The sequence below is a fragment of the Klebsiella sp. BDA134-6 genome, assembly GCF_015601345.1.
In the GTDB taxonomy this organism is placed as follows: domain Bacteria; phylum Pseudomonadota; class Gammaproteobacteria; order Enterobacterales; family Enterobacteriaceae; genus Klebsiella; species Klebsiella grimontii.
Genome location: NZ_CP064784.1, coordinates 1,263,700 through 1,284,151, shown reverse-complemented (window position 1 = coordinate 1,284,151; position 20,452 = coordinate 1,263,700). Strand labels below are relative to the sequence as shown.

The window sequence follows — 20,452 nt, the reverse complement described above, 5'->3', positions numbered from 1 at the left end:
TATGTTTATCAAATTTTTACGGTTAACCGTTCTAAATTATTCACTGGAATTGAACAGGACGCTCCGGTAAAACGGGGGCACTCTTTTTTACCGGAAGCTGACGCATGCGCCTGAACCTTGATGTCCTGTTGATTCTCGACGCGCTGGACAAACATGGCTCTTTTGCCACCGCCGCAGAATCGCTATTTAAAACCCCTGCCGCGCTGAGCTACATGATTCAAAAGCTGGAAAACGATCTGAATATCACCCTGCTGGATCGCTCCGGACATCGGGCTAAATTTACCGATACCGGCAGAATGATGTTGGAGAAAGGCCGATTGCTGCTAAATGCCGCCAAAGATCTGGAAAAGCAGGCGGTGCAGCTCAGCGCCGGTTGGGAGCGGGATCTGGCTATCGCCCTGGATGACTCTTTCCCGTTCAGCGCGCTGCTGCCGCTGATCGACGCGTTCTATGCCCAGCACCCGCAAACCCGCCTTAACTTTACCCACCATACCCTTGCGGGCTCGTGGGAAGAGCTCACTCACAACGGCGCGGATATTATTCTCGGGGCGATCAATGAACCACCGACCTCCGCCGAATGGTCGTGGAAAATGCTCGGCGCCATGGACAATATCTTCGTCATCGCGCCGGGGCATCCGCTGGCGGAAACCACCCAACCGCTGACCAACAAGCAGCTCAGCCTGCATCGCGCGGTGGTCATCAGCGACAGCGCCCGCTACTGCCATCCGCTCAACAGTAACCTGCTCGACGAACAGCCGCAAATTCGCGTGGATGATTTCGCCAGTAAAGTCGAACTCTTGCGCGCCGGGCTGGGCTGCGGCTTTTTACCGCGCCATATTGCCCGGCCGTGGCTGGAAAAAGGCGAGCTAGTCGAAAAGGCCGTTATCTCCTGCCGTGAGAAAGATATCACCTATATGGCCTGGCGAAGCGGCAACGACGGGCTGGCCCAGCGCTGGTGGCGCGAGGCCATTTTGCAAAGTGAAAGCCTGGGCCAGCTCTACGACTAGCGGCTAAACCAGACGCTGGCGGAGATCGCCGGTAGCGTCAGCACGCCGTCGTGTAGCTCCCCGACGCCCTCTTTCAACTGCCAGCCGTTGACGTCGAGTAGCGGCGAATCCTCTACCACTACCTCGCTGGCTTCGCCGCGGTTGATCGCCACCAGCACGCGCTGCTGCTTATAGACGCGCACGAACACCACCACGTTATCTTCGGCATAAATCGCCTGGCAGCCGCCGTAGCGCAGCGCCTGATTGGCCTTACGCAGCTTGCACATCCGCTTGTACAGGTCGAGCAGATCGCCATCCTGCAACGCCGGATCCCACGGGAACGGTTTGCGGCAAAACGGATCGTTATTGCCGTCCACGCCCACTTCGTCGCCGTAGTAAATGCACGGCACGCCCGGCCAGCTAAATAGCCACACCACCGCCAGCGGCAGGCGTGCGACATCTTTACCCAGCAGAGACTTAAAGCGGGCGGTATCGTGGCTATCGAGCTGGTTAAACATCCTCAGCTGCTGCTGGTGCGACAACCCGGCCCGATAGTTGTCCATCCACGCCATGCAGGTCTGCGCATCAATTTTCTGCGGATCGTAGGAGATATCGGTGTTCGCGAGGAAGCCCCATAGCGGGAAGGTGAAGCCGCGGTAGTTCATCGCCGAGTCTTCAACGTCAGCCTGTAGCCACTGGCGCGCGTCGCCGAAATGCTCGCCGAACACGAAAGCGTCCGACCGCTCCAGCTTCGCCGCCTGGGTAATGCCGGCGATATGGCGCAGGTTATTGCGCGCCCCGCCCCCTTCGCCCAGCATGTGTACCACGTCCAGGCGCCAGCCGTCCATGCTCCATGGCGCTTTCAGCCAATGGCGCACCACGCTATCTTCCCCGCCGTAGATTTCATCGATCAGCGTCGACGAACGGTAGTCCAGCTTCGGCAGGCTGGCGTATCCCAGCCAGTCGTGGGCAACGCCCTCGGGGGAAAAATTATACCAGTCGCGCCACGGCGAATCGGCGTTATGGCAGGCGCCGCCGCTACCGCGCTGGTGGCGGTCGAACCAGGCATGCGAATCGCCGCTATGGTTGAACACGCCATCGAGGATCAGACGCATCCCCTCTTTTTGCGTGTTGTGACGCAGGCGTAGCAGCGCCGCATCGCCGCCAAACTGCGGATCAACGCGGCGGTAATCCTCGGTATCATATTTATGCACGCTGGGAGCGACAAACACCGGGTTGAGATACAGCGCCGTGACGCCAAGCTGCTTCAGATACGGCAGCTTCTCGCTGATACCATCGAGATCGCCGCCGTAAAAGGTGGAGCCGCCCGCCTCGGCGGTTAACGGTTCATCCCACGCTTTACGCACAATATCGTGACCGGCGGCGTGGTGGTAGTAAGTTACATCCTGTTCCGCTTCGCGGGACTGGCTGCGGGCAAAACGGTCAGGGAAAATTTGATAAAACACCTGATCGGCCACCCACTGCGGCCCGCTGTCTGGCAAATCGACCGCAAACTGCTCCAGCCTCGCCGGCGGAAAGCGGTTGAATCCCTGCGGCGTGAACCACAGCTGACGATCGGCCCACAGCAGCTTGAAGCTGTAGCGCCGACGCGGCTGCCCATTGACGAGGTTGATTTCCCCGCGCCACGCCACCACGCCCGGATACGGCGCCTGCCGCAGGCGGTGCATCGGCAGCGACAGCTCTTCGTTATCCTCTTCCGCGCGTAGGGTCACCCGCGGCGGCAGATCGTCGCCGCTCAACCATAGCGTAATCATCAGTCGTTCCTGCTGTTCCTTGATAAACGGAGCAACCGGGAGGTGCCATGCCTTCAACATTGTTATTCCTCTCTTTGCAGAATGGGCACACCTTGCCACAGCGTACTGGCGTATGACTCATCATCGGCAGAATTATTGGGGGAGGATGGCGGGGGTGGAGGGATCGCTTGCCGGATAGCCTGTGCGTATCCGGCAAGAAGAGAAGCAAATGACTACGCTTTCGCCAGCTTTCGCTCGCGGCGGGTTTTAAACTGCCAGCCAATCAGCAGCAGAAGTATCCACGCAAAGCCAACGTACAGCGAGATGCGGGTATCGGGGTGGTAGCCAATCAGACCGATAATAAAGACCAGGAACAGCAGGCCAATCACCGTGGTCGTTACCCCTCCGGGTACCTTGAACTTAAGCGCCTTCGCCTCTTCCGGCGGCAGACGGCGACGGAAGGCGATCTGCGACAACAGGATCATAATCCACACCCAGACGGTGGCGAAAGTGGCCAGCGAGGCGATCACCAGGAAAACGTTCTCCGGCATAATATAGTTAAGATAGACCGCGAACAGCAGCGCGATGGTCATCACCATCACCGTCACCCATGGCACCCCGCGACGTGAGGTTTTAGCGAACATTTTCGGCGCGCTGCCCTGCTCCGCCATGCCGTGCAGCATACGCCCTACGCCAAAGACATCGGAGTTAATCGCCGATAGCGAAGCGGTCAGCACCACAAAGTTCAGGATGCTGGCGGCAAAAGTGATGCCGAGATGCTGGAAGGTTAAGACGAACGGGCTGCCGTTGGTCCCGACCTGGTTCCACGGATAGATAGACATAATTACAAACAGCGTACCCACGTAAAACACCAGAATACGCATCGGCACCGAGTTAATGGCGCGCGGTATGGATTTCTCCGGATCTTTCGCTTCGCCGGCGGTAATACCGATAATCTCAATGCCGCCGTAGGCGAACATCACCATCTGCAGCGACATCACCATCCCCAGCCAGCCGTTGCTGAAGAAGCCGCCGTTGCTCCACAGGTTGTGGATGCCGGTCGGCTGCCCGCCGTTGCCAATACCCCAGATAATGATGCCGAAACCAGCGAGGATCATGATGATAATGGTGGCGACTTTGAAGAAGGAGAACCAGAATTCCAGCTCGCCGAAGACCTTCACGCTCATCAGGTTGACGGCGCAGATAATCAGCACCACGCTGAGCACCCAAATCCAGTGCGGTACCGCCGGGAACCAGACGCCCATATAGATGCCGAAGGCCGTGACGTCGGCGATGGCGACAATCAGAATTTCAAAACAGTAGGTCCAGCCAGTGATATAGCCCGCCAGCGGGCCAAGGTAATCCTGCGCGTAGCGCGAGAACGAACTGGCGGCCGGATTATGCACCGACATCTCGCCCAGCGCGCGCATAATAATGTAGGCCGCGACGCCGCCGATAATATAAGCCAACAGAACGCTCGGACCCGCCATTTTAATCGCGTCAGCCGAACCATAGAAAAGGCCGGTACCGATTGCCGACCCCAACGCCATAAAGCGAATATGCCGGGTACTTAGCCCGCGCTTAAGCTTGTTACTACTTTCCATCGTGTTCCATGCCGTTTTTCTCCTCTGACCTTCGCGTGGGCAAAGCACCAGGGAGGGTGACCAAAAAAACAAAAAACCACGGGACCTGAAGTCCCGTGGTTAAACACCTGTGTAAAGCGTCGGTTAGTGCGCGCTGGAAGTCACCTGACGTCCTGCTGCGCGATCCCAGATAACGGCCAGAATCACCATCACGGCGGTTGGCATCAGCCAGGCCAGACCCTGCTCCGCCAGCGGCAGACGCGCGGTCCAGGACGGCATAATATCTGCAAACGCCGACGCTTTAATGCCGTCAATGATACCAAACATCAGGCTGATAAACATTGCCGGGGCGATAACGCGGGACGAATTATGCCACCAACCGCGGGTAAAGCTTAATACAACCAGTGCGATACACGGCGGATAGATAGCCGTCAGCACCGGAATCGAAATCTGAATCAGGTGGCTCAGACCGAGGTTGGAGACCGCCATCGAAAACAGGCCGAGGATAAAGACCAGCGTACGATAGGAGAACGGCAGGTACTGGGCGAAGAACTCCGCGCAGGCGCAGGTCAGGCCCACCGCCGTCACCAGACAGGCGATAAAGATCAGCGCCGCCAGCATAAAGCTTCCCGCGCCGCCGAAAGTATGCTGAACGTAAGCATGGAGAATCGCCGCGCCGTTAGCGGATTGCTCAACCAGCGTGCCGCTATCTGAACCTAAACGGAACAGCGCCAGGTACAGCAGCGTCAAGCCCACGCCGGCCATCAGGCCAGCCCACACGGTGTAGCGGGTCAGCAGGCGGGCTTCGGTCACGCCGCGGGAACGCGCGGCGTTGACAATCACGATGCCAAAGACCATCGCGCCCAGGGTATCCATAGTCAGATAGCCGTTGACGAAACCGTTAGAGAACGGCGCGGTGCGGTAGGCTTCCATCGCGTGGCTCAGCGGACCGGCAGGCCAGACGATCGCCGCAACGGCGAGAATAATCAGGGCGATAATTTTCAGCGGCGCGAGGAAATTCCCCACGGTGTCCAGCAGCTTGCCCGGATAGAGCGAAACGAGGATCACCAGCGCAAAATAGATAACGCTATAAATCAGCAGCGGCAGCGGACCGTCGCCGGTCAGCGGCGCAATCCCCACTTCAAAAGAGACGGTGGCGGTGCGCGGAGTCGCGAACAGCGGCCCAACGGCAAGATAGCAGACCACCGCCAGCAGAATACCGGCGACTTTACCAATCGGCGTGCTCAGGCTCTCTACGCCGCCGCCGACCTTAGCCAACGCCACGACCGTTAGCACCGGCAGACCCACGGCGGTAATCAGAAAGCCAATAGCCGCGGTCCAGACGTGCTCGCCGGCCTGTAAGCCAACCATCGGAGGAAAGATAATATTGCCTGCGCCGACGAACAGCGCGAAGGTCATAAAGCCCAACGCAATGATGTCGCGAGATTTTAACTGATGGGTCATAAATTCATTACAGCCTGTGGATGTGGTGTTGTAAAAACGGATTAATACCGCGCCTTTCCCCTGGGGATGATACAGCGGCCATTGTCAGTAAACTCAGCGGGATATGCTCCCAAAGCGGCGTGGAAAAGAATTGTTTTTTGTATTACCACGCAAAAACAGTCTGTCTGCGACCGTAGGGGGGCAATTTAAACGCTTATAACGTTTTAAAGCAAGGAGGGATCGCAAAAGCAGATGATTATGCTAACTCTATTTTAATGAATAGCATCATTAGCCAGAATGATAGAAAACATCTGGCTTATCATGCGAACAAAAAAGCAGCTAACGCTCGTTAATTATGCAGCTGTTATGGCGCTGCAAACGAAAATGACCAGCCGAAGCTGGTCATTGGCAAGGAATGCTGACACTCACCCGTCCGGGTTTAATTTTTGGCAATTAAACGTTCCGGTAATAAGAAGCTAAAGCGGGTGCCTTTGCCGACCGCGCTCTCGATCTCAAGGCGGCTATCGTGATGGCTGACGGCATGTTTAACAATCGCCAGTCCGAGACCGCTGCCGCCACTTTGCCGCGAGCGCGCTTTATCCACCCGGTAGAAACGTTCGGTCAGCCGCGGAATATGCTCCGGCGCGATCCCCGGCCCGTTATCCTCGACGCTAAACAACGCGCCGTGCGGCGCCCGCTGCCAGGTTACGGTAATCACCGTTCCCGCTGGCGTATGGTTGACCGCGTTATACACCAGGTTGGAAATCGCGCTGCGCAGCTGTTCTTCATTGCCCAGCACTTTAAGCGAGTCATCGACCGAAAAATGCAGCTCATGCTTCTGCTGGCTTAGCGTTTGCGCCTCGCGCTCGACGACCCGCAGCATCATCGGCACGTCGATTTTATCGTTCATCGCCAGTACCGGCGCAGCTTCAATGCGCGACAGCGTCAGCAACTGCTTCACCAGGCCTTCCATACGCTGGGTTTGTTCGCGCATGGTGTGTAACGCTTTTTCGCGCGTTCCACCTTCCAGCACCTGCTCCTGCATCATCTCCAGATACCCCTGCAACACCGTCAGCGGCGTGCGCAGTTCATGGCTAACGTTGGCGAAAAAGTTACGCCGCGCCCCTTCCAGCTGGTGCATCTGCGTGACATCGCGCGCCACCATCAGCAGCTGTTTGTCGCTATAGGGCATCATACGAATTTCCAGATGGCGGCCATTATTCAGCACCAGATTGAGCGGCCTGGAGAAGTCGCGGTATTTCATGTAATTAGCAAATTCAGGATAGCGCAGAAGGTTGAGGATATTCTGCCCGTTATCGTCGGGCCAGCGCAGATTAAGGATCTGCTGGGCCAGGCCGTTACACCAGAACATCGCGCCTTCTTCGGTGGTCAGCACCACCGCGTCCGGCAGAGACTCCGCCCCGCTGCGAAAGCGTTTAATCAGGCTTCCTAGCTCACGGCGGCGCTTTTTATTACGCATTTGCATCTGGTGCAGACCGTACAGCAGGGGTTCCCAACTGCCGCTACCCGGCGGCGGCGTCATGCTGCGGTCGACCCACAGCCACCACGACAGGCGCATCAGATTCCAGAAATGCCAGATAAGAAGGCCGGTCACTGCCGCCAATAAAAACCACGGCAGATGACCTACAAACGCCCCGAGGATCAGGGCCGGGATACAACATAAGAAAAGCTCAAGCGCCAGCCTTTTCCATGACAGCCGTTCCAGCACGGTTCACACTCCTGTCAGCATTCAGAAACGGGCGGAGAAACGATATCCCGTACCGCGAACCGTTTGTACCATCCGGTCATGGCCGCTATGTTCCAGCGCTTTGCGCAGACGGCGTATATGCACGTCTACCGTTCTGTCTTCTACATAAACGTTGGTGCCCCAGACGTGATTCAGCAGCTGTTCGCGGCTATAGACCCGCTCCGGATGCGTCATGAAGAAGTGTAATAATTTAAATTCCGTCGGCCCCATATCCAGCGGATTTTCGCCGGTCATCACGCGATGTGAAGAAGGGTCGAGGCTCAGGCCCTGCATTTCAATCACCTCTTCCACCGCCATCGGCGAGATTCGCCGCATCACGGCTTTAATGCGCGCCACCAGCTCTTTCGGGGAAAATGGCTTGGTAATGTAATCATCCGCACCGGTTTCCAGGCCGCGGACGCGATCTTCTTCTTCGCCGCGGGCGGTCAGCATCACCACTGGAATATCACGGGTCATCGCTTCACGCTTGAGCTGTTTAATAAACTGCAGACCCGACCCACCCGGCAGCATCCAGTCAAGGAGGATTAAATCAGGCCAGGGTTCATTGAGCTGATTGACCGCGCTGTCAAAATCTTCCGCCTCGACGGGCTGAAAGCCGTTTTGCTCCAGAACAAAGCAAACCATTTCGCGGATTGGAGCTTCATCTTCAACGACCAGAATTCTTCTCGCCATTATTTACCCTGTATTTTTTAGCCATCAGTATAGAAGTGCGCGGCCATTATGCGTCAGATTTATGACAGATTTATGAAAAAAATGACCGCCAGATGAACGCGGATTTCGAATTGTGACACGGACTTAACTCACCGAAGAACAGCATTATCCCCTCAATAATTCACGTGGCTTAATGGCGGCAAGGGCGTCAGTCCCCACAACCCCTGGTAACCAGGTGGCTGGGGTGAGCGCACGTAGCCAACACATAAGCAACTTGACGTATGACGGGTATATAATGCCGCTTACGCTTTTTCGCTATGGAACAACTATGCGCATCCTTCACACCTCTGACTGGCATCTCGGGCAAAATTTTTACAGCAAAAGTCGCGCCGCCGAACATCAGGCGTTTCTCGACTGGCTGCTGGCCAGCGCGCAGGAGCATGATGTTGACGCCATTATTGTCGCGGGCGATATTTTTGATACCGGCTCGCCGCCGAGCTACGCGCGCGAGCTGTATAACCGCTTTGTCGTTCAGCTGCAGCAGACCGGCTGTCGGCTGGTGGTGCTGGCGGGAAACCACGACTCGGTCGCTACCCTCAACGAGTCGCGCGACATTCTTGCGTTCCTTAAAACCACGGTGGTGGCCAATGCCGGCCACGCGCCCTTTATTCTGCCGTTACGCGACGGTACCCCGGGGGCGGTTTTTTGCCCGGTACCGTTCCTGCGTCCTCGTGAGCTGGTGACCAGCCAGGCCGGGCACTCCAGCGGCGAGAAGCAACAGCAGTTACTCAATGCCATCAGCGACTACTACCAACAGCAATACCAGCAGGCCTGCGAACTGCGCGGCAACCAGGCGCTGCCGATTATCGCCAGCGGCCATTTAACCACCGTCGGCGCCAGCAAAAGCGACGCGGTCCGCGAAATTTATATCGGTACCCTCGACGCCTTCCCGGCGAACCGCTTTCCGCCTGCCGACTATATCGCGCTCGGCCATATTCACCGGGCGCAGGTGGTCGGCGGCTGCGAGCATATTCGCTACAGTGGCTCCCCAATTGCGCTGAGCTTTGACGAGACCGGGAAAAGCAAAAGCGTCAATCTGGTGACCTTTAGCGCTGGCCGCCTGGCGGACGTCACGCCGCTGATCGTGCCCATCACCCAGCCTCTGGCGGTCTTAAAGGGCGATTTCGCCAGCGTTAGCGCTCAGCTGAACCAATGGCAGAATAACGGCCAGCGGTCCGCGGCATGGCTGGATATCGAAATCACCAGCGATGAATATATGCATGATATACAAAGGAAAATCCAGGCCCAGACCGAAACACTGCCGGTAGAAGTGTTGCTGGTGCGCCGCAGCCGCAGCCAGCGCGATCGCATTCTGGCGGGCGTTCAGCGGGTCACCCTCAGCGAGCTGCAGGTCGAGGAGGTCTTCGCCCGCCGTCTGGCGCTGGAAACGCTGGAAGAGGCGCAGCAGCAGCGCCTGGAACAGCTCTTTAATGAAACGCTGCATAGTCTCAACGGTGAGGATCGCCTGTGAAAATTCTCAGCTTACGCCTGAAAAACCTCAACTCACTCAAAGGCGAATGGAAAATTGATTTCTCCGCTGAGCCATTTGCCAGCAACGGATTGTTCGCGATTACCGGGCCAACCGGCGCCGGCAAGACCACCCTGCTGGACGCTATCTGCCTCGCGCTTTATCACGAAACGCCGCGCCTGAGCAGCGTGTCGCAATCGCAAAACGATCTGATGACCCGCGACACCGCCGAATGTCTGGCGGAAGTGGAGTTCGAGGTCAAAGGCATCGCCTACCGCGCCTTCTGGAGCCAGAACCGGGCGCGAAACCAGCCGGACGGCAATTTACAGGTTCCGCGCGTCGAGCTGGCGCGCTGCGAGGACGGTAAAATCCTCGCCGATAAGGTCAAAGATAAGCTGGAACTGACCGCCTCGCTCACCGGTCTGGACTATGGCCGCTTCACCCGCTCAATGCTGCTGTCGCAGGGGCAGTTCGCCGCCTTCCTCAACGCCAAACCGAAGGAGCGCGCCGAGCTGCTGGAAGAGCTCACCGGGACCGAAATTTACGGACAGATTTCCGCCCAGGTCTTTGAAAAACATAAGCAGGCCCGCGTCGATCTGGAAAAAATCCAGGCGCAGGCCTCCGGCGTCCTGCTGCTGAGCGAGGAGCAACAGCAGGCGCTTCAGCAAAGTTTGCAAGCGCTTACTGCTGAAGAAAAACAGCAGGTTAGCGAACAAACCCGGTTGCAAAATGCCCGTCAGTGGCAAATACGCCGTGAAGAACTGACGGCAGAAGATCTGCAGGCTCAAACCGCGCTACGCGAAGCGCAATCTGCGCTGGAGCAGGTCCAGCCGCAGCTTAGCGCGCTGTTAAATTCCCAGCCGGCGGAGCGTTTGCGCCCGCAGTGGACGCGTCAGCAGGAGCAAACCGCCGCGCTGGCGCAAACCCGCAGCCAGAGAGAAGAAGTAAATACTCGCTTACATGAACGATTGCGGCTGCGGGCGGGTATTCGCCTCGCCGCCCGGCAGCAGTCTGAGCAACTTCACAGCCGTCAACAAGCGTTGTCCGCATGGCTTAAAGAGCATGACCGCTTTCAGCTCTGGGGCAACGCGCTGGCGGGCTGGCGGGCCGCTTTCCAGCAGCAGGCTCGCGATACGCAGCAGCAATCCGCGGTCCAACAGCGCCTGGCGGAAACCCACCGCAGGCTGGGCGAACTGCCGGCCGCCGGGCTGACGCTGGATGCCGAACAGGTTAGCGCCGGACTCGCGCAGCACGCTGCGGCCCGCGCTCTGCGTCAGCAGCTCGCTGCGCTGCATGGTCAGCTGCAGCCGCTGGCCCAACGGTTATCGCAGCTTGATGCCGCCGGGCAGGCCAGTAAGCAGGAGCAGGAACGGCTGGAAGCCACCCTGGCTCAGCGCCGTCAGGCCTATAAAGAAAAGAATCAGCAGTTCAGCGATGTGAAAGCCCTTTGCGAAATGGAAGCCCGCATTGCCGGGTTTGAGGCGGAGCGAGCCCGCCTGCAGCCTGGCTCACCCTGCCCGCTCTGCGGTTCCGCGCAGCATCCGGCCGTCGCCGAATATCAGGCGCTGGTTCCCGGCGTAAACCAGGCGCGGCGCGATGCGCTGGAGCGCGAAGTTAAGCAGCTGGCGGAGGCCGGAGCGCAGGCGCGCGGCGAGCTTGACGCTCTGATCAAGCAGCAGCAAAAAGAGGTCGCTGAGAAAGCATCGCTTCTGCTGCAGGAGCAAGCGCTTACATCACGCTGGCATGAGACCATCACCGGATTAAATATCGACCTGACGCCAAAGGATGACATTCCGGGCTGGCTAAACGCGCAACAGGAGCATGAACAGCGGCTGTATCAGCATCAGCAGCGTCTGGCCTGGCAGGCTCAGCAGCAGGAGTGCCAGCAGCAGCTCCAGCAGCTACAGCGGGAACAAGCGCAGCGCAGCGCCGCGCTGGCGACGGAGCTGAGCGCATTTGCGCTGGACTTACCGGCTGTCGGGCAGGCCGCTGGCTGGCTGGCGCAGCGGGAAGAAGAGACCCGCGGCTGGCAGGCCAAACAGAATGAACTGCTCGCCCTTCAGGAACAGATCCAACAGCTGGCTCCGCTACTGGAGGCTTTGCCGGAAACGGAATTAGCGGCGGAACCCGCGCCGCTGGACGGCTGGCGTCAGGTCCATGACGACTGCCTCGCACTCCAGAGCCAGTGGCAAACCCTGGGACAGCAGGAAAGCCAGCAGCAGGCACAGCTGAAAGAGAGCGAAGCGCAGTTCAGCGCAGCGCTGGCCGCCAGCCCGTTCGCCGATCGGCAGGCGTTTCTCGCCGCCCTGCTCGATGAAGAGACGCGCCAGGGCCTTGAACGCCTGAAGCAGACGTTGGAAAGCGCGCTCCAGCAGAATCAGGCGCTGGCGCTGCGAGCCCGCGAGGCGCTGGTGAACCACAGCCAGCAGCCGCCGGCGGACATGGACATCGACCAGCCGCCTGAACAGCTACAAGAAAAGCTTCAGCAACTGACTGCGCTGCTGCGGGAAAACAGCGCCCGCCAGGGAGAGATTCGCCAGCAGCTGAAGCAGAATGCCGAAAACCAGCAGCGTCAGCAGTCGTTACGCCAGCAGATGGAACACGCGGCCCGGGAAGTGGAAGACTGGGGGTGGCTGAACTCGCTTATCGGCTCCAGAGAGGGCGACAAATTCCGTAAGTTTGCGCAAGGGCTGACGCTGGATAACCTGGTATGGCTGGCCAACCATCAGCTTAACCGCCTGCACGGCCGCTATCTGCTGCAACGCAAAGCCAGCGACGCGCTGGAGCTGGAGGTGGTCGATACCTGGCAAGCAGACGCGGTGCGCGATACCCGGACGCTTTCCGGCGGCGAGAGCTTCCTCGTGAGCCTCGCGCTGGCGCTGGCGCTCTCCGATCTGGTGAGCCATAAGACGCGGATAGACTCGCTATTCCTCGATGAGGGTTTCGGCACGCTGGACAGCGAAACCCTGGATACCGCGCTGGATGCGCTGGACGCGCTTAACGCCAGCGGCAAGATTATCGGCGTCATCAGCCACGTTGAGGCGATGAAAGAGCGCATTCCTGTGCAAATTAAAGTTAAAAAAATCAACGGGCTGGGCTATAGCCGCCTCGATAAAGCTTTCGCCGTTGAGTAATTCCCTCCCTCCGCTCCTTACCTGAAGATCTCTCCCCGCCGGGAGAGATCGCCGCCTCCTGAGAAATGACGTGCTTCCAGCTGCCCGGCGCAGTAATCATTGCCAAACAATTCACGAATAATCTTGATTATGCACGAAAGTGCATGATAGTTTATCTGTTAACCTATAAACGGCCATTTTCATTTATTTTCGTGCAAACTCATGCATCGAAAATTGTCTATGACGGAACGTACAACGGGAAGGAAGCCTTCAATAGCATTCCCATTCACGCATCAAGAAGGTCTTAAATATGCAAAGTTTACTTATTTTGATCGCCGGCCCGGTACGCAGCGGCACCGACAATCGCGCGGAACTTATCGAGGCTAATCTGCACAATATGGCCCAGGTTGCGCTACGCGTTTACCAGAAAGGGCATATTCCCGTGGTCGGCGAATGGCTGGCGTTACCCGTTGCTAAAGCGGCGGGCTCCAAAGAAATTGGCGATGCGATTAGCGAAGAGTATCTCTACCCCGTCGCTCACCGTTTAATTAGCCGCTGCGATGCAATTTTGCGCATACCGGGCGAATCCCGGGGAGCGGACCTGGATATTGAGGAGGGTAAAAAAAGGGGATTGTCGATTTACTACGGCCTGGAGGAGATCCCGGAGCGGTAATCAACCGCTACCCGCTGCGCCGTTCAGGCCGCGCAGCGGGTTGATGATTACAGCGGCCACAGCCAGGCGGCGCCGCGTACGCCGCTGGAATCGCCGTGGGCCGCTTTGCGAATCGGCGTCTCGCATTCGCCGCCAAAGACCCACGGTTTTAGCAGATTCGGCACCGTCTGATACAGCCGGTCAACGTTGCTCATTCCGCCGCCAAGCACAATAACGTCCGGGTCGAGGATGTTGATCACGTGCGCCAACGACTTCGCCAGCCGCGTCTCATAGCGGCTCAGCGCCAGTTCCGCCAGCGGATCCCGTTCGCCGACGCGCTGCATAATCTCGCTGCCTTTCAGCGGATGCCCGCTCAACCGACGGTAATCGGTAGCAAAGCCGGTGCCGGAGATAAAGGTTTCAATGCAGCCCTGCTTGCCGCAGTAGCACGGCACTTCAGCGCGATAGCGCAGTTCGTCTTCATCCATCCACGGCAGCGGATTATGCCCCCACTCGCCCGCCGTACCGTTGCCGCCTATGTGGGCGCGTCCGTTAAGCGCCACCCCAGAACCGCAGCCGGTGCCAATAATCACCGCAAACACCGTTTGCGCCCCGGCCGCCGCGCCGTCTACCGCTTCCGACACCGCGAGGCAGTTGGCATCGTTGGCCAGACGCACTTCCCGTTGTAGACGCTGGCTCAGGTCTTTATCAAACGGCTGACCGTTGAGCCAGGTTGAATTAGCGTTTTTGACCACGCCGGTATAGGGCGAAATCGACCCGGGGATGCCGATGCCAACCGTGCCGCTCTGCCCGGTGGCCTGCTCGGCCATCTCAACCAGCGAGGCAATTGTCTCTATCGTCTGGCAATAATCGCCCCCTGGCGTAGGCAGGCGATGACGAAATAGCTGCTCTCCCTGGTCGCTCAGCGCGATGACTTCCGTTTTGGTCCCGCCTAAATCAATGCCAATGCGCACCGTGAATTCCTCCCCCGATTAACAATGCAAGCATAGCGACAATTCGCTATCATGCCCGCTGGATTTAACGACTAAGCCGTGGAAATTATCATGCTGTGGTTCAAAAATTTAATGGTTTATCGTCTCAGCCGCGACATTTCCCTGCGCGCCGAGGAGATGGAAAAACAGCTGGCCGAGCTGACCTTTACCCCTTGCGGCAGCCAGGATATGGCCAAAACCGGTTGGGTACCGCCGATGGGATCGCACAGCGACGCGTTGACGCATACGTCAAACGGCCAGATCGTTATCTGCGCGCGTAAAGAAGAGAAGATCCTGCCGTCTCCGGTGATCAAACAGGCGCTGGAAGCAAAGATTTTCAAGCTGGAAGCCGAGCAGGGCCGCAAGCTGAAAAAGACCGAAAAAGATTCGCTGAAAGATGAGGTTCTGCACTCTCTGCTGCCGCGCGCCTTCAGCCGCTTCAGCCAGACTATGATGTGGATCGATACCGTCAACGGACTAATCATGGTGGACTGCGCGAGCGCCAAAAAAGCGGAAGATACCCTGGCGCTACTGCGTAAAACCCTCGGCTCGCTGCCGGTGGTCCCGCTGGCGCTGGAAACCCCGATCGAACTGACGCTAACCGAGTGGGTGCGCTCCGGTACCGTTGCCCAGGGCTTCCAGCTACTGGACGAAGCCGAGCTAAAAGCGATGCTGGAAGACGGCGGCGTGATCCGCGCGAAAAAACAGGATCTGGTCAGCGACGAGATCGCCGTGCACATTGAAGCCGGTAAGGTCGTGACCAAGCTGGCGCTCGACTGGCAGCAGCGCATTCAGTTCTTAATGTGCGATGATGGTTCGATTAAACGCCTGAAGTTCTGCGACGAACTGCGGGACCAGAATGAAGATATCGATCGGGAAGATTTCGCTCAGCGTTTTGATGCGGACTTTATTCTGATGACCGGCGAACTGGCCGCGCTGATACAGAATCTGGTGGAAGGGTTAGGCGGCGAAGCGCAGCGCTAATCTGGCGGTAAATTCCTTCCTGCCAGCGCAGGAAGGAAGCTGACTTTACAGGTAGCGGCAAAGATAAGACGTCGGCTCAGCCACCTGCAAATGAAACTCGCTATTCCCCGGAACGTTGAATACTTCCCCGGCGGCGTAGACTTTCCACTCGGTTTCCCCCGGCAGAAGTACGTTCAGCGCGCCGCTGACTACGCTCATCTCTTCTGGCTGCGCGGTGCCAAAGGTATATTCCCCTTCCGCCATCACGCCCACGCTCGCACGGCCGGTGCTGCTGCTGGTGAAGCCGATAGATTTTACTTTTCCGTCAAAGTATTCATTGCTTTGAAGCATAAACTCGCCCTTATGATCTTGTGTTGAAGGCACAATATAGGGGGCGCTCCTTGCACCTGTCACGTAAAATTAACGCGATATATCAGGTTAAACTAATAGTTCTGCCGCCAGTCGCGAAACCAGCACATTTGACAACAGAACCGGGATATCCAGCGCCTTTTGTAATATGTCTCGATGCTGCTGGTGGTAGCAAAGACAATCCAGCATCAGTACGTCTGCGCCTTGCTCAATCAGCTCCCTGCCGGCGGCCAGTAAATTCTCTTTACTACCGCTGACCGGGTTGGAGATGGCATACAGCGGGGTGTTTTCTAACACCTGCCATTTATCCCGCTGCAGCGGCAAAATCTCTTCGACCGGAACAATGACCCCTACCTGATGACCGTCAACAATCGAGGCAACCAGCGGCGGGATAATTCTTTGCGGCTCAAGCAGGATCGCATTATTCGCCGTAAATCCGCGAAAGGGATGGGTACTCATGAGTAATATCAGGTCGTAATCTTGTTTATCGAGCACCGCAATGACGCTACGTAAATCACGTTCAACCTTCTGCCGCGAGACCTGGGCGATTTCATTGTCGTTAAGCAAGGTCAATAGCATCTCATCGCCGGGCTCAATGCCATAGTCCCGCATTACCTCTTCGCGCGCCATTTTGCCTAACAGGCTAACGTGGTCGATCTGTTCTTCCCTGATATGTTCAGTTAAAAGCGGCAACATCTCCGCCACCGGTACTACCCCAATGGTCAAAATTGCCATCGATGCACTACTCATATCATGTACCTTTTCACAACCGCTGTTTCAAAACAGGCTTCTCTTGACGACTTCTGCCCCCTGGTGACCAAAGCAACCGTCGAGAAGCGTAGCAGATTACGGCTATTTTGGAATGTAAAGATTCCAAAAGCGTCAAAACGCACCAGAAAATCCGTGACTTAGGTAATCATTAGTACGGTTAATAAATTAAAAATGTGATGCATGTCCGGTAGCGACCTTTTCAGAGCCAATCCCGGACATGAATGGGAAATTAAGATTTGTCAGGATCTTCGTAGCGCCGTTTGGCGTCCAGCGCTTCCTGTTCAGTAGGGTGTTCACTGATGAGGGAGTTTGGCGTCGGATGGTCAGCGCGCAGTTCATACCAGGTGACCGTTTGGCCCTGCGGGCCTTTTTCAACGGCGACAACACGCGCTTCCCTTGGATATGGAGGTCTGGTCGGCATAGCGTTTCCTTTTTTACCTTAAGAGCTTTAAAGTATAGGCGCTGCCGATCCGTTTTCCCCAGGTAAAGTCTTAACTGGTATAGCTCGCACCGCATACGGTCGTCATAATCTGTTCCACGACCTCATCCGGCGACGCGGTGGCGTTAATAATATGATGCGCGGCCGCGCGATATAGCGCTTCTCTCTGCGCCAGCACTTCACCCACTTCTTCGCGGATGGGCTTTCCGGTCAGCGTCGGGCGCTGTTCAGCCTTCGGATAGGCTTCAAGACGGTCTATCAGCGCGGAAACCGAAGCCTCAAGATAGATCACTACGCCATTCTCCCGCATAAACTGACGGTTATATTCGCTGAGTATAATGCCGCCGCCGGTGGCGATGATGGTTGCGGGTTGCGCGACTCTTTCTAACGCCTGCGTTTCCAGAGCACGAAAGCGTTCCCAGCCTTCCTGCTGGACGATCGCCGCTACCGTGCGCTGCTCATGCTCCTGCAGCTCATGGTCCGTGTCGGCGAACTTAAAGTTGCGAACTTTCGCCAGCGCATGACCGACGGTCGTTTTACCGCAGCCGCGAGGCCCGACAAGAAATATTAGCTGTGTCATTACCGAAGACCCCTTGGTTCCGCGTACTGCGGATAAATGAAAGCGAAAAGAAAAACAATGGTACCGCAAACTTACCTGACGCCAACCGTAAAATAAACGTTACACACCATCTACAAACCCTTTCACCTTAGTATTAGAAAGGGCTTTAAATGTAAACTTATCATTGCATCTAGTGTTATGCCAGCTTTACTTTTGTACAGAAGTTATTTTTTGTTCGCAGTCTGGCGTAAACAGTAACACATTTCTGCACAGCTTTACGCTGCCGCATATTTACAAGACGAGTCCTTCGGAGCGAATCTGAAGCTAATCAATCAGTATGACAGAGGTATGTAGTATGCAATCTGAAGAGCAACGCCTTATTGATGGACTGTTTTCCCGGTTAAAAGAGGCCGAGAGCCGCAGCGCATCGCGCGATGCCAGCGCTGAGGAGCGGATTGCCGGGCACATCAAAGAGCAGCCGTTCGCCCCTTACTATATGGCGCAGACAATTTTGATTCAGGAAGCGGCTATCAAACAGCTTAACGACCGTATTCAGGCGCTGGAAAGCCAGGTCACCCAGCTTCAGGCTGCGAAGCCAAGCAGCGGCGGGTTTCTCTCCGGCCTGTTTGGCGGCGGGCAGTCTCGCGGCTCCGATCCGATTCCTGGCGCAGAGCAGTATGGCCGACAGCAGGCCGGCGCCCAGCCTCAGTACGCCCCACAGGCGCAACAGCAGAACTACGCGCCTCAGGCCTCGCGCAGCGGCGGCGGCTTTATGGCCGGCGCGCTGCAAACGGCGGCAGGCGTCGCGGGCGGCGTAGTGTTGGGCAATATGTTGACCAATATGTTTAGCGGCTCGCATCCGCAGGAGATCGTCAATATTATCGAAGATAAACCGCAGCCGGATCTCAGCCAGGCGCAGGACAGCAGCGTCGCTGACGATACCTTCCGCCAGGATGACGGGCAGTTCCTTGCCGACAACAACGACTATGACTCCGACTTTGACGCCGGTTTTGGCAACGATGATTTTGGCAGCGACGACGACAGCTGGGTTTAACCCTGCGGGCGTTTGACCTCTAGCAGCCATTTCTCCAGCGCGGCGGCAAACTGCTGACGATCGCGCTGGGATAAGCTATCCGGGCCGCCGGTCTGCACACCGCTGGCCCGCATCGTTTCCATAAAATCGCGCATCGTCAGGCGCTCGCGAATAGTCGCCTCGCTGTAGCGTTCTCCGCGCGGATTCAGCGCCGCCCCGCCTTTCTCCAGCACTTCCGCCGCCAGCGGAATATCGGCGGTAATCACCAGATCTCCTGGCTCGCATAAACGAACGATTTCGTTATCCGCCACGTCAAATCCCTGCGCCACGCGCAGCGTGCGGATAAAGCGCGACGGTGGGACGCGCAGCGGCTGGTTAGCGACCAGCGTCAGCGAGATTTGCGTGCGCTCTGCGGCGCGGAACAAAATATCTTTAATGACGTTCGGACACGCGTCCGCATCAACCCAAATAGCCATTGCGGCTCCTGTCGACCAAAAAGAGATACCGTATTGTCACCTGCTTTTGCCTTCCGCGAAAGCAACAAGATGATAAGCTATGTAGCTAACGATAAAACAAGCAAAGGGGATTGGTGATGGAGAAGAAAATCGGCTTTATCGGCTGCGGCAATATGGGCAAGGCCATTCTGGGCGGCCTAATCGCCAGCGGACAGGTTCAGCCGGGTCAAATCTGGGTCTACACCCCGTCGCCGGACAAAGTGGCGGCCCTGCACGACCAGTACGGCATTAATGCGGCGCAAAGCGCGCAGGAAGTGGCCCAGGTGGCGGATATCGTTTTTGGCGCCGTGAAGCCGGGCGTGATGGTTAAAGTCCTCAGCGACATCGCCTCCAGCCTGAATAAAGACTCTCTGGTGGTTTCTATCGCCGCGGGCGTGACGCTCGATCAGCTGGCGCGCGCCCTGGGCCACGATCGCAAAATAGTCCGCGCGATGCCCAACACGCCTTCGCTGGTCAACGCGGGGATGACGTCGGTCACGCCGAACGCGCTGGTGAGCGCCGAAGAAACCGCAGAAATCCTGACCATCTTCCGCTGCTTTGGCCAGGCGGAAATCATTGCGGAGCCCATGATTCACCCGGTGGTTGGCGTCAGCGGCTCCGCGCCGGCCTACGTTTTTATGTTTATCGAAGCCATGGCGGATGCCGCCGTGCTTGGCGGAATGCCGCGCGCTCAGGCTTATAAATTCGCGGCCCAGGCGGTGATGGGTTCCGCTAAAATGGTGCTTGAGAGCGGAGAGCATCCGGGCGCGCTGAAGGATATGGTGTGCTCGCCGGGCGGCACCACGATCGAAGCCGTGCGCGTGCTGGAAGAGAAAGGCTTCCGCTCGTCCGTCATCGAAGCGATGGTGAAATGCATGGAGAAGTCAGAGAAGCTCAGCCGTTCCTGATTGGAATAGCGAATAACGCATAGCGGGTGAGGTTTCCCTCACCCGCTTATTTTTTACACCTGTTTTTTCAGGCAGGCGCTCATAAATTTGCTGCGATCGTCTCCTTTCAGAGACTGCTGGGTCGCCTGAGCGTTACACTCGCGCATTTTCTGCTGCTGAGGCGTTAGCCCCTTACCGTCCTGCGTGGCGCCATCTTTCTTCAGGCAGCTACTCATAAACGTTTTACGCTCATCCCCTTTCAGCGACTTCGACGACGCTTCTTTATTACACACGCTCATCTTTTGCTGCTGGGGGGTTAACTCTTTTTCCGCGGCACTCACCGCTGTCATAAATACCAGGCCAAAAAGTAGGGTCACAAGTAATGTTATTTTCATCGCACCATCCTCTATGAGTGGATCTCTGTAAGTCTGGTCGCTGATGGAGAAAAAACCAGCCGGTAACGAAAA

Annotated in this window: 19 protein-coding genes; 7 read left to right on the top strand and 12 right to left on the bottom strand. The window is 57.2% G+C overall.

The genetic code is table 11. From position 1 onward, the window contains the following. Window positions 1–104: 104 nt before the first annotated feature. Entirely contained in the window at window positions 105–1,007 is a 903-nt protein-coding gene (locus tag IYV58_RS05900) for a LysR family transcriptional regulator (RefSeq protein WP_004129645.1), read from the top strand. Here the strand turns inward: IYV58_RS05900 and malZ are convergent. The 5 genes from malZ to phoB all read right to left on the bottom strand — a co-directional run bounded on the left by malZ (window position 1,004) and on the right by phoB (window position 8,206). Further along, complete coding sequence (gene malZ / locus IYV58_RS05895; protein WP_112165852.1) at window positions 1,004–2,821, bottom strand: maltodextrin glucosidase; 1,818 nt, start codon at window positions 2,819–2,821, stop codon at window positions 1,004–1,006. The two genes, IYV58_RS05900 and malZ, sit on opposite strands and share 4 nt — an antisense overlap. A gap of 152 nt (window positions 2,822–2,973) precedes the next feature. After that, window positions 2,974–4,344: a proline-specific permease ProY gene (gene proY / locus IYV58_RS05890; RefSeq protein ID WP_004129641.1), complete on the bottom strand. Its 1,371-nt coding sequence runs from the start codon at window positions 4,342–4,344 to the stop codon at window positions 2,974–2,976. Window positions 4,345–4,467: 123 nt separating this feature from the next. Continuing rightward, complete coding sequence (gene brnQ / locus IYV58_RS05885) at window positions 4,468–5,787, bottom strand: branched-chain amino acid transporter carrier protein BrnQ (RefSeq protein WP_004129638.1); 1,320 nt, start codon at window positions 5,785–5,787, stop codon at window positions 4,468–4,470. 418 nt (window positions 5,788–6,205) lie between these two features. Continuing rightward, a complete protein-coding gene (gene phoR, locus IYV58_RS05880; protein WP_195729478.1) occupies window positions 6,206–7,495 on the bottom strand; it encodes a phosphate regulon sensor histidine kinase PhoR in 1,290 nt (429 codons plus the stop codon). A gap of 21 nt (window positions 7,496–7,516) precedes the next feature. Then, window positions 7,517–8,206: a phosphate response regulator transcription factor PhoB gene (phoB, locus tag IYV58_RS05875; protein ID WP_004099401.1), complete on the bottom strand. Its 690-nt coding sequence runs from the start codon at window positions 8,204–8,206 to the stop codon at window positions 7,517–7,519. A gap of 307 nt (window positions 8,207–8,513) precedes the next feature. Here phoB and sbcD point away from each other — a divergent pair, with 307 nt between their 5' ends. From sbcD to IYV58_RS05860, 3 genes are all read left to right on the top strand, one after another. Then, on the top strand, window positions 8,514–9,716 hold the full coding sequence (gene sbcD, locus IYV58_RS05870) for an exonuclease subunit SbcD (protein WP_139529575.1): 1,203 nt from the start codon (window positions 8,514–8,516) through the stop codon (window positions 9,714–9,716). After that, complete coding sequence (sbcC, locus tag IYV58_RS05865) at window positions 9,713–12,847, top strand: exonuclease subunit SbcC (protein ID WP_195729477.1); 3,135 nt, start codon at window positions 9,713–9,715, stop codon at window positions 12,845–12,847. The genes sbcD and sbcC overlap by 4 nt, the downstream gene beginning before the upstream one ends. A gap of 289 nt (window positions 12,848–13,136) precedes the next feature. Beyond that, the gene (locus tag IYV58_RS05860; RefSeq protein ID WP_004129631.1) at window positions 13,137–13,499 is read left to right on the top strand and encodes a hypothetical protein; all 363 of its coding nucleotides are present in this window, start codon (window positions 13,137–13,139) and stop codon (window positions 13,497–13,499) included. Between the two features lie 47 nt (window positions 13,500–13,546). Here IYV58_RS05860 and mak read toward each other — a convergent pair whose 3' ends face one another. After that, window positions 13,547–14,452: a fructokinase gene (mak, locus tag IYV58_RS05855; RefSeq protein ID WP_049113301.1), complete on the bottom strand. Its 906-nt coding sequence runs from the start codon at window positions 14,450–14,452 to the stop codon at window positions 13,547–13,549. Window positions 14,453–14,542: 90 nt separating this feature from the next. Here mak and rdgC point away from each other — a divergent pair, with 90 nt between their 5' ends. Continuing rightward, window positions 14,543–15,454 carry a recombination-associated protein RdgC gene (gene rdgC, locus IYV58_RS05850; RefSeq protein ID WP_004129627.1) on the top strand — a complete coding sequence of 304 codons (912 nt, stop codon included), beginning with the start codon at window positions 14,543–14,545 and terminating at the stop codon, window positions 15,452–15,454. 45 nt (window positions 15,455–15,499) lie between these two features. Here the strand turns inward: rdgC and ppnP are convergent, their stop codons facing one another. From ppnP to aroL, 4 genes are all read right to left on the bottom strand, one after another. Then, complete coding sequence (ppnP, locus tag IYV58_RS05845) at window positions 15,500–15,784, bottom strand: pyrimidine/purine nucleoside phosphorylase (RefSeq protein WP_004129626.1); 285 nt, start codon at window positions 15,782–15,784, stop codon at window positions 15,500–15,502. A gap of 87 nt (window positions 15,785–15,871) precedes the next feature. Further along, window positions 15,872–16,552 carry an AroM family protein gene (locus tag IYV58_RS05840; protein WP_170100633.1) on the bottom strand — a complete coding sequence of 227 codons (681 nt, stop codon included), beginning with the start codon at window positions 16,550–16,552 and terminating at the stop codon, window positions 15,872–15,874. Between the two features lie 250 nt (window positions 16,553–16,802). Then, window positions 16,803–16,994, bottom strand: coding sequence for a YaiA family protein (locus IYV58_RS05835; protein WP_004129622.1), 192 nt, complete (start codon window positions 16,992–16,994; stop codon window positions 16,803–16,805). 70 nt (window positions 16,995–17,064) lie between these two features. Further along, complete coding sequence (gene aroL / locus IYV58_RS05830; protein WP_004129620.1) at window positions 17,065–17,592, bottom strand: shikimate kinase AroL; 528 nt, start codon at window positions 17,590–17,592, stop codon at window positions 17,065–17,067. Between the two features lie 334 nt (window positions 17,593–17,926). Here aroL and IYV58_RS05825 point away from each other — a divergent pair, with 334 nt between their 5' ends. Continuing rightward, window positions 17,927–18,625 carry a DUF2076 domain-containing protein gene (locus IYV58_RS05825; RefSeq protein ID WP_004129619.1) on the top strand — a complete coding sequence of 233 codons (699 nt, stop codon included), beginning with the start codon at window positions 17,927–17,929 and terminating at the stop codon, window positions 18,623–18,625. On the opposite strand, the gene IYV58_RS05820 is transcribed toward IYV58_RS05825, so the two are convergent. Then, a complete protein-coding gene (locus IYV58_RS05820) occupies window positions 18,622–19,080 on the bottom strand; it encodes a YaiI/YqxD family protein (protein ID WP_049113307.1) in 459 nt (152 codons plus the stop codon). The two genes, IYV58_RS05825 and IYV58_RS05820, sit on opposite strands and share 4 nt — an antisense overlap. Window positions 19,081–19,196: 116 nt before the next feature. On the opposite strand from IYV58_RS05820, the gene proC reads away from it, so the two are divergent. Next, window positions 19,197–20,006 (top strand): pyrroline-5-carboxylate reductase, encoded by an 810-nt coding sequence (gene proC / locus IYV58_RS05815; RefSeq protein ID WP_004129614.1) that lies wholly within the window; start codon window positions 19,197–19,199, stop codon window positions 20,004–20,006. A 53-nt stretch (window positions 20,007–20,059) separates the two neighbouring features. Here proC and psiF read toward each other — a convergent pair whose 3' ends face one another. After that, entirely contained in the window at window positions 20,060–20,380 is a 321-nt protein-coding gene (psiF, locus tag IYV58_RS05810) for a phosphate starvation-inducible protein PsiF (RefSeq protein WP_004129612.1), read from the bottom strand. Window positions 20,381–20,452 lie beyond the last annotated feature (72 nt).

Excerpts from the sequence above, each read along its gene's own strand:
- IYV58_RS05900 (WP_004129645.1), top strand. The coding sequence starts at position 105 with ATGCGCCTGAACCTTGATGTCCTGTTGATTCTCGACGCGCTGGACAAA.
- malZ (WP_112165852.1), bottom strand. The coding sequence starts at position 2,821 with ATGTTGAAGGCATGGCACCTCCCGGTTGCTCCGTTTATCAAGGAACAG.
- proY (WP_004129641.1), bottom strand. The coding sequence starts at position 4,344 with ATGGAAAGTAGTAACAAGCTTAAGCGCGGGCTAAGTACCCGGCATATT.
- brnQ (WP_004129638.1), bottom strand. The coding sequence starts at position 5,787 with ATGACCCATCAGTTAAAATCTCGCGACATCATTGCGTTGGGCTTTATG.
- phoB (WP_004099401.1), bottom strand. The coding sequence starts at position 8,206 with ATGGCGAGAAGAATTCTGGTCGTTGAAGATGAAGCTCCAATCCGCGAA.
- sbcD (WP_139529575.1), top strand. The coding sequence starts at position 8,514 with ATGCGCATCCTTCACACCTCTGACTGGCATCTCGGGCAAAATTTTTAC.
- IYV58_RS05860 (WP_004129631.1), top strand. The coding sequence starts at position 13,137 with ATGCAAAGTTTACTTATTTTGATCGCCGGCCCGGTACGCAGCGGCACC.
- rdgC (WP_004129627.1), top strand. The coding sequence starts at position 14,543 with ATGCTGTGGTTCAAAAATTTAATGGTTTATCGTCTCAGCCGCGACATT.
- ppnP (WP_004129626.1), bottom strand. The coding sequence starts at position 15,784 with ATGCTTCAAAGCAATGAATACTTTGACGGAAAAGTAAAATCTATCGGC.
- IYV58_RS05840 (WP_170100633.1), bottom strand. The coding sequence starts at position 16,552 with ATGAGTAGTGCATCGATGGCAATTTTGACCATTGGGGTAGTACCGGTG.
- IYV58_RS05835 (WP_004129622.1), bottom strand. The coding sequence starts at position 16,994 with ATGCCGACCAGACCTCCATATCCAAGGGAAGCGCGTGTTGTCGCCGTT.
- aroL (WP_004129620.1), bottom strand. The coding sequence starts at position 17,592 with ATGACACAGCTAATATTTCTTGTCGGGCCTCGCGGCTGCGGTAAAACG.
- IYV58_RS05825 (WP_004129619.1), top strand. The coding sequence starts at position 17,927 with ATGCAATCTGAAGAGCAACGCCTTATTGATGGACTGTTTTCCCGGTTA.
- IYV58_RS05820 (WP_049113307.1), bottom strand. The coding sequence starts at position 19,080 with ATGGCTATTTGGGTTGATGCGGACGCGTGTCCGAACGTCATTAAAGAT.
- proC (WP_004129614.1), top strand. The coding sequence starts at position 19,197 with ATGGAGAAGAAAATCGGCTTTATCGGCTGCGGCAATATGGGCAAGGCC.
- psiF (WP_004129612.1), bottom strand. The coding sequence starts at position 20,380 with ATGAAAATAACATTACTTGTGACCCTACTTTTTGGCCTGGTATTTATG.